Raw genomic sequence first — 13085 nt, 5'->3', positions numbered from 1 at the left:
ATTCATCCTCCTCTTGTCGAAGCCTCTGCGAGTGTGGTCGCAACCTTTGCCTCCGACTCCGCGTGGAGCGCCCAGAAGTCGCGTACCGGCTGTCCGGCGAGCAGTCCTTGGAGCACCGCCAGATGCGAATGCCAGCCGCCGCCGAAATTGGCCATCGGCGCGGGTCCGGTGATGCCGCTGTGCGTCAGGACGAGGCGGGTCTTGTCGTCGCCCTCGGCGAACAGCTCGAACCGCGCAGTCCCTTCGGCGCCTTCGTCCCAGCTGATCGCGAAGACGTGCGGCGGGTCATATTCCACCACGCGCTCGCGCCCGACTGCGCCTTTCCATTTCGCGTAGCGCTCGGGATAGGGGACCGCGTCCGCCGACAGATTGTCGTGGTCGAACACCAAATCCACCGGCGCATCCGCGCGGGCATCGGTGCCGCCTGCGAACCATTTCCGACGCAGATCGGCCTCGACCAGATAGCGCCACACGGTCGCGGGCGGCGCGTCGAGGACGCGGACGATGCGCAGCGTATCGGGGGCGAGGATGGCGAGATCGGCAATCATATCGGTCATGGCGTGTCTCCCTTGGGAAGGTCGGCGAGCATCGTTTCGAGAGTGTCCAGCCGCGCGGTCCAGAATCCCGCCCATTGCTGGAGCCACTGGTTCGCTTCGGCGAGCGGGGCGGGGTTGAGCGCGCAGCGGTGGGTGCGCCCGTCGCGGCGACGCGTGACGAGGCCGGCGCGTTCGAGCACCTGGACGTGCTTCGATGCGCCGGCGAGGGTCATCGCATAGGGCTGGGCCAGCTCGCCGATGCTCTTCTCCCCGCTGGAGAGTGTGGCGAGCATCGCGCGCCGGGTGGGATCGGCGAGCGCGTGGAAGGTCATGTCGAGTCGTTCAACCATTTGGTTGAATTACCCGCCGTCCCGATAACTGTCAACCGATCGGTTTAGTTTCTCGCGAGCGCCCGATCCGAGACGAACGGGTTGGTCTTGCGCTCCTGACCGAAGCTGCTCGGCTGGCCATGGCCGGGGACGAACACGGTATCGTCGCCGAGCGGCCACAGCTTGCTAGTGATCGCGTCGAGCAAATCCTGATGATTGCCCATCGGAAAATCGGTGCGGCCGATCGAGCCCTGAAAGATCACGTCGCCGACGATCGCCAGCTTCGATGGCGCATGGTGGAACACGACATGGCCCGGCGTGTGGCCGGGGCAGTGATAGACGTCGAGTGTCAGCTCGCCGACCGTGACGGTGTCGCCATCGACCAGCCAGCGATCGGGCTCGAACGGCTTGCCGTCGATGCCGTAATTGCGACCATCATCGTCGAGTCGGCTGATCCAGAAGCGGTCGGCCTCATGCGGCCCCTCGATCGGCACGCCGAGTTCGGCGGCGAGCTTCCCCGCCTGTCCGCAATGGTCGATATGGCCATGGGTGATCAGCAATTTTTCGATGGTGACGCCATGCTGCTGCGCTGCGGCCTTCAGCAAATGGAGGTCTCCACCCGGATCGGTGAAGACGCCGCGCATGGTGCGGGTGCACCACAGCAGGGTCGAATTCTGCTGAAGCGGGGTGATGGGCACGATGGCGGCGCGCAGCGGGGGCGTGGACATGGGCGGTGAGATAGGCGGCGCGCGGCCAAGCGGCAACAGAGGCTTGCGGGCGGACGTTTAGCGCTTCATGGCCGATGCGATGCTTGTCCAGACACCGTTTGTGCTGCTCGACGACGCCCGACCGGGGGGGGCGGAAGCGCGCCTCTACACCGCGCCGGTGCGGGTGATCGCTGCGCACCGACCGGACGAGGTTTCCCCGGCGCTGGCCGCGCTCGACGCCGCACGGGCGGAGGGGCTGCATGTGGCGGGGTACATCGCTTACGAAGCGGGGCATGCGCTGGAGCCGCGCTTGGGCGGGCTGAGCCGGGAAAGCGACACGCCGCTGTTGTGGTTCGGCTTGTTCGAGTCGGTCGAGCAGCTCGCGCCCGACGCGATTGCCGCACGGCTTCCCGATCCGGCGGGCGCATGGGTCGGGCGGCCAGCGCCGCGGATCAGCCGCAGCGACTATGACGCCGCTTTTGCCCGCGTGCATGACTGGATCGAGGCGGGGGATATCTATCAGGCGAATCTGACGTTCCGCGCGGCAGTGCGCGTGATCGGCGATCCGCTCGCCGCTTATGCCGCGATCCGCTCGCGCGCGGCGGCCGGCTATGGCGGAATCGTGTGGACCGGTAGCGACTGGCTGCTGTCCTTCTCGCCCGAGCTGTTCTTCGCGCTCCGCCAGGGCGAGCTGATCGCGCGGCCGATGAAGGGGACGACCCCGCGCGGCGCGACTCCCGAAGCGGACGAAGCGGCGCGCGGGGAACTGGCGCAGGACGAAAAGCAGCGCGCCGAAAATCTGATGATCGTCGATCTGATGCGCAACGACCTGACTCGCATCGCCGCGCCGGGCAGCGTGTCGGTGCCCGAGCTGTTCAAGGTCGAAACCTATCCCACGCTGCACACAATGGTGTCGACCATCGCGGCAAAGCTCGCGCCCGACATCGGGCCGGGTCAGGCGCTGGCGGCGATCTTTCCGTGCGGATCGGTGACGGGCGCGCCGAAGATCCGGGCGATGGAAGTGATCGCGGCGGTCGAGCCCGACGCGCGCGGCGCCTATACCGGCTCGATCGGGCGGATCGACCCGGATGGCGATGCCGCGTTCAACGTCGCGATTCGCACGCTCCATCTGCGCGACAGGGCCAGCGAGGCGAGCATCGGGCTGGGCTCGGGCGTGGTCGCTGATTCGCGCGCAGGCGAGGAATGGGACGAGTGTCTGGCCAAGGGCGCGTTCCTCACGCGCGGCCAGCGGCGGTTCGACCTGATCGAGACGATGGCGTTCGATCCGGTCGGCGGAATCGCGCTATTGGAGCGCCATCTTGAACGCATGCGCGCGAGCGCTGAGGCATTCGGGATCCGCTTCGACCGCCACGGCGTGCGCAACGAGCTGCAGGCGGCGACCTTCCGCCTGCGCCATCCGGCCAAGGTGCGGCTGCTGCTGTCGCCTGACGGGCGGATCGCGATCGGCACCGCACCGATGCCTGAGGTTGCGCTCGATCCGGTGACGGTGGCGCTGGCCACCCGCCAAGTTGCGCCGCGCGACTTTCGCTTGGCGCACAAGACGACCGACCGTCGCCCCTGGCCGCGTGTCGCCGGGGCGTGGGAGACGGTCTATATCGATGCCGATGGTTATCTGACCGAGGGCAGCTTCACATCGATCTTCGTCCCCGGCGCGGATGGCGTGCTGCGCACCCCGCCGCTCACCTGTGGCATCCTGCCCGGCGTGCTGCGCGCCGAGCTGATCGCCAGCGGACGCGCGGTCGAGGCCGAATTGCGGCCCGAAGACCTTTCTGACGGATTCTTCCTCGGCAATGCCCTGCGCGGGCTGGTTTCGGCTGTTACGGTTGCGGATGGGGGCATCACGACCCTATAGGGCGCGCGGTTTCCATTCAGAGAGGCGTTTTCCATGCAGACCTCCGCCGCGCTCAACCGCATCCAGCCCTCCGCGACTCTCGCGATGACGAGCCGCGTATTCGAGCTGAAGCGCGCAGGGGTCGATGTCATTGGCCTTGGCGCGGGCGAACCCGATTTCGACACGCCCGATTTCGTCAAAGAGGCTGCGATCGAGGCGATCCGCCGCGGCGCGACGAAGTACACCAATGTCGATGGCGCGCCCGAGCTCAAGGCCGCGATCGTCAAGAAGTACGCGCGCGACAACGGCCTGACCTATGCCGAGACCCAGATCAGCGTGAATTCGGGCGGCAAGCACACGCTGTTCAACGCATTCTGCGCGACGATCGACGCGGGCGATGAGGTGGTGATCCCCGCGCCTTATTGGGTCAGCTATCCCGATGTGGTCGAGTTCGCGGGCGGCAAGCCGGTGTTCGTCGCTGCCGGTGCCGACCAGAATTACAAGATCACCCCGGCACAGCTCGATGCGGCGATCACCGCGAAGACCAAATGGGTGGTGCTCAACTCGCCGTCCAACCCGACCGGCGCAGCGTATAGCGCGGCCGAGCTGCGCGCGCTGGGCGAGGTTCTGGAGCGGCACCCGCATGTCCTGATCTACGCCGACGATATGTACGAGCATATCCTGTATGACGGCTTCGAATTCGCGACGATCGCGCAGGTGTGCCCGTCGCTTTTCGACCGCACCCTGACCGCCAACGGCGTGTCTAAGGCTTATGCGATGACCGGCTGGCGCATCGGTTATGCCGGTGGGCCGCAATGGCTGATCAAGGCGATGGGCAAGCTCCAGTCGCAATCGACCAGCAACCCGTGCAGCATCAGCCAGGCGGCGTCGGTGGCGGCGCTCAACGGCGACCAGTCGTTCCTGACCGAGCGCAACGCCGCGTTCCAGACGCGCCGCGACCTGGTGGTGTCGATGCTCAACCAGATCGATGGCATGACCTGCCCGACGCCCGAAGGCGCCTTCTACGTCTATCCCGAATTCAGCGCGCTGATCGGCAAGACGACGCCAAAGGGGCTGAAGATCGACACCGACGAAGCAATGGTCGGCTATCTGCTCGACGATGCCGGCGTCGCGGCGGTGCATGGCGGCGCGTTCGGCCTCTCGCCGGCGCTGCGCATCAGCTACGCCACCAGCGAGGCGCTGCTGACGCAGGCATGCACACGTATCCAGGAAGCTTGCGCCGCGCTGCGTTAGAGTTCAGCTGCGCTGAAGCGGCGCCGGCCCGCTCCCCCACCCGGCCACCCATAGAATACACTGGCGCTGGGTGGCCGGGTGGGGGAGCGGGCCGGTGCGGCCTGAACTAAGCCGCGACTTTTTTTCGACCATTTCTGAAACCTTTTGCGCGGCCTTCCCGAATATGAACGGGAAGGCCAGCGCAGGTTCAGCGTGGCCAAGTTACTCTTTGCTTGGAATCGGAGCTGGCATCCCCATCTTCGCGCCAATCAACAAGGACCAGACTCATGATCGCGGCTCTCAAATCGCCGTTCCTCCGCCGTTTCCTCACCGGCTTTTCGCTCGGCGCGATCGGGATGATCGCGTTGCATGCGGAGCAGGTGATGGCGGCACCGTTGTTCTGATGCTGCGCGCGGCCGCTCTTGGCGTTGCAGGCCTCGGCGCAATTGCCTTTGCCAACCTCGCGGGGCTGGTGCCGCCGGTGCTTGCGGGTGGCGGAGAGAAGGCGGTCGCGATCCCTGCATCGGCGAGCGATGTCGCGCCGGCGCAGGGCGATCAGGTCGCGGTGCTCGCGGGGGGCTGTTTCTGGGGCATGGAAGCGGTGTTCGAGGGGGTAAAGGGCGTCAAGTCGGTCGTCAGCGGCTATGCCGGCGGCACCCGCGCCACGGCGACCTATGCCCAGGTCTCGACCGAGCGCACCGGCCATGCCGAGGTGATCCGGATCGTCTATGACCCGCGCGTGGTCAGCTATGCGACGCTGCTGCGCATCTATTTTTCGGTCGCGCACGATCCGACCCAGCTCAATCGTCAGGGTCCGGACACCGGCCCCAGCTATCGCTCGGCGATCTTTCCGCAAAATCCGGGGCAGGCCCGCGTTGCACGTGCCTATATCGACCAGCTTGGCAAAACCGGTGCCTATCGCGCGCCGATCGTGACGAAGATCGAGAGCGGTGCGTTCTTCGAGGCGGAGGCGGAGCATCAGGACTTTGCCCGCCGCAACCCCAACCACGGCTATATCGTCCGCTGGGACAAGCCCAAGGTGGCGGCATTCCGGGCGGCGTTCCCCAGCCTGGCGATCTAGAAGCCCAGCTCCGCCAGCTTTCCCGCCAGTTCCGGCGGAAGTGACGCCATCTCGCCGCTGCCCAGATCAACCGGGGCGTCGTTGCCCTCCAGATAGCGCCAGCCCTGATGAGCGCGCTTGGGCTGCGGCACGACCTGTACCAATGTCGGATCGAGCAGGATCGCGCAGCGCCCGCCCTCCGCTTCGGCAAAGCCCAGGATCGGCGAGCGGGCGATGAGCTGATGCTTGAGGATCCAGAACAGCGATCCCTCTCCCGCAATCTCCTCATGCCGCTTGGGCAGATAGCGGGTGGTCAGCGCGACCGGGCCGGTCACGCCACGCAGCGTGAGGCGTTCGCGCAGATGCTCAAAACTCGCGGCGCCGAATGCGACTTTGGTCAGATGGAGGGCCATCGCGGCGATCTGGGGGCCGCGCGCCCGCCGGTCAAGCTACCAGCCGACCAGTCCCGACGCGACGGCAAGGCCGAGAAAGGCGAGGAACCCCATCGAATCGGTCACCATCGTCACGAACACCGATGACGCGACCGCCGGATCCTGATCCATGCGGTCGAATGCGACCGGGACCAGCACTCCGGCCAGGCCCGCGACGAGGATGTTGATGACGATCGCCGCCGCGATCACGCCTCCCAGCGCGGGGTTGGAGAAGACCAGCCCCGCACCCAGCCCCAGCAGCACCGCGATCGTCCCGCCGTTGAGGAGGGCGACCCTGATCTCGCGCTTGACCATTCGCACTGTGTTCGACTGGGTCAGCTGATTGGTGGCGATCGCGCGCACGATGACCGCCATCGTCTGCGTCCCGGCATTGCCGCCGATCGAGGCGACGATCGGCATCAGCACCGCAAGCGCCACCATCTGTTCGATCGCGCCGCCGAACACCGCGATGATCGATGACGCCACCAATGCGGTGAACAAATTGGCGATCAGCCAGCGGACGCGCGCGATATAGGTGTCGCGGATCGGTTCGTTGATGTCGCCATCGCCTGCGCCCGACAGCAGCAGCGCGTCCTCGCCGGCTTCCTCGGAAATGATGTGGACGATGTCGTCCACGGTGATCACGCCGACCAGTCGCCCGGAATCGTCGGTCACGGCGGCGGAGATCAGCGCGTATTTCTGGAAGATCAGCGCGACTTCCTCCTGGTCCATGTCGACCGGAATCAGCGTCTGTTCGCGCTTCATCACATCGGCCATCGACACCGATCGCGGGGTACGCAGGATCCATGACAGGGCGCAGGTGCCGACCGGATGATGCGCCGGATCGACGACGAAGATTTCCCAAAAATCGGTCGCGAGTTGCTCTTCTCCGCGCAGATAATCGAGCACGTCGCCGACGGTCCAATGCTCGGGCACGGCGATCAGCTCGCGCTGCATCAGGCGGCCGGCGGATTCCTCGGGGTAGGACAGCGCCTCTTCAATCGCGGCGCGATCATCGGGGTCGAGCGCGCGGAGGACGGCGCGCTGGTCCTCCTCCTCCATATCCTCGATGATCGCGACGGCGTCGTCGGTATCGAGTTCGGCGGCGATGTCGGCGACTTCGTGCGGCTCGAGCGCCTCGATCAGCGCCTCGCGCACCCAGTCGTTCATCTCGGCGAGCACGTCGCCGTCGATCAGGCCGGCGATCGCCGCGGCAAGTGCCTGGCGCTGGTCGGTCGGCGTCAGCTCGACCAGATCGGCGATGTCGGCGGGGTGCAGCGGTTCGACCCGCTCGCGCACAGCCTCAACATCGCCCGCTTCCACCAGCTCGAGGATCGTCCGGACGAAGTCGGGCGACAGGCTGTCCTGTGCGTCGTGCGACGCCGACTCGGCGGTGCCGGTCGCGGTTTCGGTCTCGTCGTTCATCGAGCCTCCTCCGACTGCGCTGCCTGCCCCCCTCTAACGCGCTCGAATCGTGCTGCCAATCCGCCGCAGCCGCGATGCGATTTGCAACCCGCCCCGCTGCGCCCTAGTGGGGGTGCCAGAGTGTTTCCCTTCTGGAGTATCCGTTTCGATGTCCGATCTTCCGACGCGCCTCATCATGACGCTCGACGCCGGCGACGTTCATATCCAGCTGCGCCCCGACCTCGCGCCCAAGCATGTCGAGCGGATCGTCAAGCTGGCCGATAGCGGCTTCTATGACGGCGTCGTGTTCCACCGCGTGATCGACGGGTTCATGGCGCAGGGCGGCGATCCGACCGGCACCGGCATGAGCGGGTCGAAAGAACCCAACCTGCCCGCCGAGTTCAGCCGCGAAGCGCATGTCCGTGGTGCCTGCTCGATGGCGCGCACCAATGATCCAAACAGCGCCAATTCGCAGTTCTTCATCTGCCTCGACGATGCGACCTTCCTCGACGGCCAGTACACCGTGTGGGGCATGGTGACCGAAGGCATGGAGCATGTCGACGCGCTGCCCAAGGGCGAGCCGCCGCGCGAGCCGGGCAAGATCGTCAAGGCACGCAGCGAAGCGTGATCTGTTCGGTTGAGGCGGGAGCGGCTCCGACCCGCTCCCGGTTCAGCCCAAGTTCAACGCGGAACCGGCAGGGGCGGAGCATGTTTGGCACTAACATGATGTTTCGCCCCTTCGCGGCTGTGGCCGCGCTCACCCTCCCGCTCGCCCTGCCTGCCGCCGCGCAGCAGGGCACGCTCGCGCAGGTGCAACAGCATCTGCGCGCCACCCAGACGATGACCGCGGCGTTCAGCCAGACCGATCGGGTCGGAAAGACGTTGAATGGCACGATGACGCTCAAGAAGCCGGGCAAGATCCGGTTTCAGTATGAAAAGGGCGTGCCGCTGCTGATCGTCGCCGATGGCAGCGCGCTGTGGTTCATCGATTATTCGGTGCGGCAGGTGCAGCGCTGGCCGGTCAAGGATTCGCCGCTCGGCATCCTGATGAACCCGGACGGCAATGTCGCGCGCTATGCTAAGGTGGTTCCGACCGGCAATCCGAACGTGGTGAGCGTCGAGGCGCATGATCCCAAGCGGCCCGAATATGGCCGCATCACCATGGTGTTTGCGCGCAATGCCTCGGCCCCCGGCGGGCTGATGCTCCAGGGTTGGGTCGCGCTGGATTCGCAGAACAACCGCACCACCGTCCGCCTGTCGAACCAGCGCTTCAATGCGCCGGTCAGCGACGGAGCGTTCCGCTGGAACGACCCGCGGCAAAAGGGCGGTCGTCGCTGACATTTGCGTTCATGTTGGTGACAGCTTTGAGTCGCTAAACCGGATTTTGCGGACGGGGCTTCGGGATTTTTTCCCCCTGTTGCCCGAGGCACATCCCGTCCCGCCTGCGTGACGAACGCCAGGTCGGCCCTCGCTCCATGCCCCCGGAGCGGGGGCCTTTTGGCGTTAATGTGCGCCGCTCTCGCGGCGGTGCGGTGCCAGCCCGCTCCCCCACCCGGCCACCCATAGAATACTGGCGTAGGGTGTCCGGCTGGCGGAGCGGGTGACACCGCACGCTCAACCTTGGGCTGGCATCGGCGCGGGATCGCCCCTAGATCACGCGCGATGAAGATCGCCTCCTGGAACATCAACTCCGTCCGCTTTCGCATGGAGATCGTCGAGCAGTTTTTGCGTGAAGAAGCGCCGGATGTGCTGTGTCTTCAGGAAACCAAGGTGATCGACGGCGACTTCCCGCATGGCCCCCTGCGCGCGTTGGGGTACGACCATATCGTCATCCACGGCCAGCGGATGCACCACGGCGTGGCGATCGTCAGCAAGGTGCCGTTGGTCGAGGACGACCGGCTCGACTGGCAGGCCAATGGCGAGGCGCGGCATGTCGGCGTGCGGCTGCCCAATGGCGTGCGGCTCGAGAATGTCTATGTCCCGGCGGGCGGCGACATTCCCGACCGTGAGAAAAACCCGAAATTCGGTCAGAAGCTCGATTTCGTCGAGCGGATGACGCGCTGGTCGGAAGGCCTGGGCAGCCTGCCGGTGATCGTCACTGGCGACTTCAACATCGCCCCGCTCGAATGCGATGTGTGGAGTCACAAGCAGTTGCTCGACGTGGTCAGCCACACGCCGATCGAGGTCGAGGCGCTGGGGCGGATGCAGGCCGCGAACGACTGGGTCGATCTTGGCCGCCACTTTATTCCAGCGCCTGAGCGCTGCTTCACCTGGTGGAGCTATCGCGCGAAGGACTGGGCGGCGTCGGATCGTGGCCGGCGGCTCGACCATATGTGGGCGAGCGGCGATGTCGCGGCGCAGGCGACTGCGCACCGCGTGTGCGAGCCGTGTCGCGGCTGGCTCAAGCCGTCGGACCATGTCCCGATCGTCACCGAGTTCGACTTTTGAGCGGCACTGCTCCCGATCCCCGCGCCGCCGCGCGCGCGATCGACGCGATGCGGCGCGGCTGGCCGCTCGCGATCCGCGGAAGCACCGGCGCCTTGTCGCTGCTGGCAGTCGAAACGGCGGATGCCGGCAGGCTCGCCGAGTTCGATCCGGGGATTGCCGCGCCGTTGCTGATCACATCGGGCCGCGCGGTGACGCTCAAGCTCGCCAATCAGGCCGCCGCCGCCGTTCCGGATTCACCGGTGATGATCGCGCGCCGCCCGTGGCTGGATTTCGACGCAGCGGTTGCGCTGTCCGATCCGCAGCTCGATCTGCGCGTCCCGCTCAAGGGCCCGTATCGCGCGGTGCCGGCGATGGCGCCCGATGCGGCGGCAGCGGCGCTGCGGCTGGCGCGGATCGCCGGGCTGCTCCCCGCATTCTTCGTGCGCGGCGAGGGGCCGGGGCACCGGGTCGACGATGCGATCACCCCGGCGGACATCCAGGCGCATGAGGATCCCGCGCGCTTGCGGCTGGTCACGCGCGCGCGGCTGCCGGTCGTCGGGGCCGAGGATGCCGAGATCGTCGCGTTTCGTACGCCCGAGTCGCCGGACGAACATATCGCGTTGATGATCGGCCAGCCCAACGGCAATCCGCCGCTGGTGAGGCTGCACAGCGAATGCTTGACCGGCGACGTACTCGGCAGCCTGAAATGCGATTGCGGGCCCCAGCTCCACGCCGCGATCCGCGCGATCGCCGCCAATGGCTGGGGCATTTTGCTCTATCTGCGGCAGGAGGGACGCGGGATCGGCCTGATCAACAAGCTGCGCGCCTATGCGTTGCAGGATCAGGGGTTCGACACGGTCGATGCGAACACCCGGTTGGGCTTCGCGGTCGATGCGCGCGATTTCGGGGTAGCGGCCCGGATGCTGACGCAATTGGGGCAGACCAATGTGCGGCTGCTGACCAACAACCCGGCGAAGGTCGCCGGGCTCGAAGCCGCCGGGGTCGCGGTGGCCGAGCGGGTTGCGCACCAGCTGCCCGCCAACCCGCACAACGCCGCCTATCTCGCGACCAAGCGCGACCGCACCGGGCACCAGCTTTAGGTCCCACCGTAAACGCTGAGGGTGTCGAGGCACCGTTCCCGCCATGGTCGGGAGCGGACGATCATCGTGCTCACGTCAAAAGGCGGTTTGCGTAATCTGCTTATTGTGCGGGCAGCGGATTTCTCCGCCTAAAAATTAGGCAGTTGTTCGCGCCTGCACAATTTTTTACCTTTCGGTAACGTTTCGATCGCGCGGAATCCCGGGAATCCTGCCTTTTCCGACTCTGGCACGCCCTTTGCTGAATGCTCCTCGGGACAAACGCGAAAGGGGGCGGAATGAAACTCGTCATCGCCATCATCAAGCCGTTCAAGCTCGATGACGTCCGGGAGGCGCTCACCGAGTTGGGCGTTGCCGGGATGACCGTGACCGAGGTTAAGGGGTTCGGGCGGCAAAAGGGCCAGACCGAAATCTACCGCGGCGCGGAATACAGCACCAACATGGTGCCCAAGCTCAAAATCGAAGTGGTCTGTGCCAGCGATCTGGCGGGCCGGGTGGTCGAGGCGGTTCAGGCCGCGGCGAACACCGGCGCGATCGGTGATGGCAAGATCTTCGTGCTCGACGTCGGTCAGGCCGTGCGCATCCGCACCGGCGAAACCGACCAGACCGCGCTGTGATGAAGGGGGTATCGATGAAAACTGCACTCAAACTCGCCGCAGGCGCGGGGACCGCGTTGTTCGCGGCGATGCCCGCCTGGGCACAGGACGCGGCCGCTGCCGCGGCGCCGACGCCTGACAAGGGCGACACTGCATGGATGATGATGTCGACCGTGCTGGTCATGGCGATGATCGTCCCCGGCCTCGCGCTGTTCTATGGCGGTCTGGTCCGCACCAAGAACATGGCCTCCGTGTTGACGCAGGTCCTCGCGGTCGCGGCGTTCGCGATGCTGCTCTGGGTGATGTACGGCTATGCGCTGTCGTTCGGCGGTGACGCCAACCAGTTCATCTCGACCGGCAAGTTCCTGCTCGCCGGGGTGACCGCCGACTCGACCGTCGCCACGTTTACCGATGGCGTGGTCATCCCCGAATTCGTGTTCATCGCCTTCCAGATGACCTTCTCCGCGATCACGGTCGCGCTGGTTATCGGCGGTTTGGTCGAGCGTATGAAGTTCAGCGCGCTGATGGTGTTCGCCGCCATCTGGCTGACGATCGTCTACTACCCGATCGCGCACATGGTCTGGTATCTGGGCGGGACGGACGAAGCGACCGGCCTGATCTTCGGCTGGGGCGCGCTCGATTTCGCGGGCGGCACGGTGGTTCACATCAACGCGGGCGTTTCGGCGCTGGTCGGTGCGGTCATCCTCGGCAAGCGTAAGGGCTATCCGACCGAGCGCATGGCGCCGCACTCGCTGACCATGACGCTGATCGGCACCGGTCTGCTGTGGGTGGGCTGGTTCGGCTTCAACGCCGGCTCGGCGCTCGAAGCCAATGGCTCGGCGGGTCTTGCACTCATCAACACCTTTGTCGCGACCGCCGCAGGCATCCTGTTCTGGATGCTGACCGAGCGGGTGCTGGGCCACAAGGCTTCGCTGCTGGGCGCTTGCTCGGGTGCGATTGCCGGTCTGGTCGCGGTTACGCCGGCGGCCGGTAACTCGGGTCCGTTCGGTGCGATCCTGCTCGGCGCGATTGCCGGCGTGGTCTGCGCGATCTTCGTGATCGCGATCAAGCCGAAGCTGAAGATCGACGAATCGCTCGACGCCTTCGGCATCCACGCGCTGGGCGGCATCATCGGCTCGATCCTGACCGCCGTGACGATGCTTCCAGTGCTCGGCGGCCCCGGTGCCGACGACTATGAACTGGGTGCGCAGCTGTGGATCCAGATCAAGTCGGTCGGTGTCGCAGTTGCATGGGCAGCGATCGGTTCGGCCATCGCCTTCACCATCGCCAAGGCACTCACCGGCCTGCGCGTCAGCCCCGAAGTCGAGCAGGAAGGCCTCGACCTCGGCGAGCATGGCGAGCGCGCCTACAACTACTGACGAAATTGGGGCCGCGCCCATGCGGTGCGGCCCC

14 protein-coding genes are annotated in these 13085 nt (G+C 66.2%); 9 read left to right on the top strand and 5 right to left on the bottom strand.

Annotated elements, in window-relative coordinates:
* Nucleotides 1–2: 2 nt before the first annotated feature.
* The 3 genes from VGN66_RS01495 to VGN66_RS01485 are packed head-to-tail and all read right to left on the bottom strand — an operon-like array spanning nucleotide 3 to nucleotide 1593.
* Nucleotides 3–557 (bottom strand): SRPBCC family protein, encoded by a 555-nt coding sequence (locus VGN66_RS01495; RefSeq protein WP_327517086.1) that lies wholly within the window; start codon nucleotides 555–557, stop codon nucleotides 3–5.
* Nucleotides 554–886 carry a metalloregulator ArsR/SmtB family transcription factor gene (locus VGN66_RS01490; protein ID WP_327517085.1) on the bottom strand — a complete coding sequence of 111 codons (333 nt, stop codon included), beginning with the start codon at nucleotides 884–886 and terminating at the stop codon, nucleotides 554–556. The genes VGN66_RS01495 and VGN66_RS01490 overlap by 4 nt, the downstream gene beginning before the upstream one ends.
* Before the next feature lie 44 nt (nucleotides 887–930).
* Nucleotides 931–1593, bottom strand: a complete 663-nt coding sequence (locus VGN66_RS01485; RefSeq protein ID WP_327517084.1) for an MBL fold metallo-hydrolase — start codon at nucleotides 1591–1593, stop codon at nucleotides 931–933.
* Between the two features lie 79 nt (nucleotides 1594–1672).
* On the opposite strand from VGN66_RS01485, the gene pabB reads away from it, so the two are divergent.
* The 3 genes from pabB (at nucleotide 1673) to msrA (ending at nucleotide 5738) form a co-directional block, all read left to right on the top strand.
* The gene (gene pabB / locus VGN66_RS01480; RefSeq protein WP_327517083.1) at nucleotides 1673–3445 is read left to right on the top strand and encodes an aminodeoxychorismate synthase component I; all 1773 of its coding nucleotides are present in this window, start codon (nucleotides 1673–1675) and stop codon (nucleotides 3443–3445) included.
* 33 nt (nucleotides 3446–3478) lie between these two features.
* Nucleotides 3479–4678: a pyridoxal phosphate-dependent aminotransferase gene (locus VGN66_RS01475; protein ID WP_327517082.1), complete on the top strand. Its 1200-nt coding sequence runs from the start codon at nucleotides 3479–3481 to the stop codon at nucleotides 4676–4678.
* Between the two features lie 382 nt (nucleotides 4679–5060).
* Nucleotides 5061–5738, top strand: a complete 678-nt coding sequence (msrA, locus tag VGN66_RS01470; RefSeq protein WP_327517081.1) for a peptide-methionine (S)-S-oxide reductase MsrA — start codon at nucleotides 5061–5063, stop codon at nucleotides 5736–5738.
* On the opposite strand, the gene VGN66_RS01465 is transcribed toward msrA, so the two are convergent.
* Both VGN66_RS01465 and mgtE read right to left on the bottom strand, forming a co-directional pair.
* A complete protein-coding gene (locus VGN66_RS01465) occupies nucleotides 5735–6130 on the bottom strand; it encodes a DUF1489 domain-containing protein (protein ID WP_327517080.1) in 396 nt (131 codons plus the stop codon). The genes msrA and VGN66_RS01465 overlap by 4 nt on opposite strands.
* Nucleotides 6131–6166: 36 nt before the next feature.
* Nucleotides 6167–7573: a magnesium transporter gene (gene mgtE, locus VGN66_RS01460; protein ID WP_327517079.1), complete on the bottom strand. Its 1407-nt coding sequence runs from the start codon at nucleotides 7571–7573 to the stop codon at nucleotides 6167–6169.
* Nucleotides 7574–7721: 148 nt separating this feature from the next.
* On the opposite strand from mgtE, the gene VGN66_RS01455 reads away from it, so the two are divergent.
* The 6 genes from VGN66_RS01455 to VGN66_RS01430 all read left to right on the top strand — a co-directional run bounded on the left by VGN66_RS01455 (nucleotide 7722) and on the right by VGN66_RS01430 (nucleotide 13051).
* Nucleotides 7722–8180: a peptidylprolyl isomerase gene (locus VGN66_RS01455; RefSeq protein ID WP_224921849.1), complete on the top strand. Its 459-nt coding sequence runs from the start codon at nucleotides 7722–7724 to the stop codon at nucleotides 8178–8180.
* Between the two features lie 98 nt (nucleotides 8181–8278).
* The gene (locus tag VGN66_RS01450) at nucleotides 8279–8890 is read left to right on the top strand and encodes an outer membrane lipoprotein carrier protein LolA (RefSeq protein ID WP_327517561.1); all 612 of its coding nucleotides are present in this window, start codon (nucleotides 8279–8281) and stop codon (nucleotides 8888–8890) included.
* 324 nt (nucleotides 8891–9214) lie between these two features.
* Nucleotides 9215–10000, top strand: coding sequence for an exodeoxyribonuclease III (locus tag VGN66_RS01445; RefSeq protein ID WP_327517078.1), 786 nt, complete (start codon nucleotides 9215–9217; stop codon nucleotides 9998–10000).
* A 47-nt stretch (nucleotides 10001–10047) separates the two neighbouring features.
* The gene (ribA, locus tag VGN66_RS01440; RefSeq protein ID WP_327517560.1) at nucleotides 10048–11079 is read left to right on the top strand and encodes a GTP cyclohydrolase II; all 1032 of its coding nucleotides are present in this window, start codon (nucleotides 10048–10050) and stop codon (nucleotides 11077–11079) included.
* Between the two features lie 275 nt (nucleotides 11080–11354).
* Nucleotides 11355–11693, top strand: a complete 339-nt coding sequence (locus tag VGN66_RS01435; RefSeq protein WP_145848270.1) for a P-II family nitrogen regulator — start codon at nucleotides 11355–11357, stop codon at nucleotides 11691–11693.
* Nucleotides 11694–11707: 14 nt separating this feature from the next.
* The gene (locus tag VGN66_RS01430) at nucleotides 11708–13051 is read left to right on the top strand and encodes an ammonium transporter (protein ID WP_327517077.1); all 1344 of its coding nucleotides are present in this window, start codon (nucleotides 11708–11710) and stop codon (nucleotides 13049–13051) included.
* Nucleotides 13052–13085: the final 34 nt, after the last annotated feature.

This window comes from Sphingomonas sp., assembly GCF_035998645.1.
In the GTDB taxonomy this organism is placed as follows: domain Bacteria; phylum Pseudomonadota; class Alphaproteobacteria; order Sphingomonadales; family Sphingomonadaceae; genus Sphingomonas.
The sequence above is the reverse complement of the archived record's forward strand: the minus strand, read 5'-3'. Positions and strand labels throughout refer to the sequence as shown.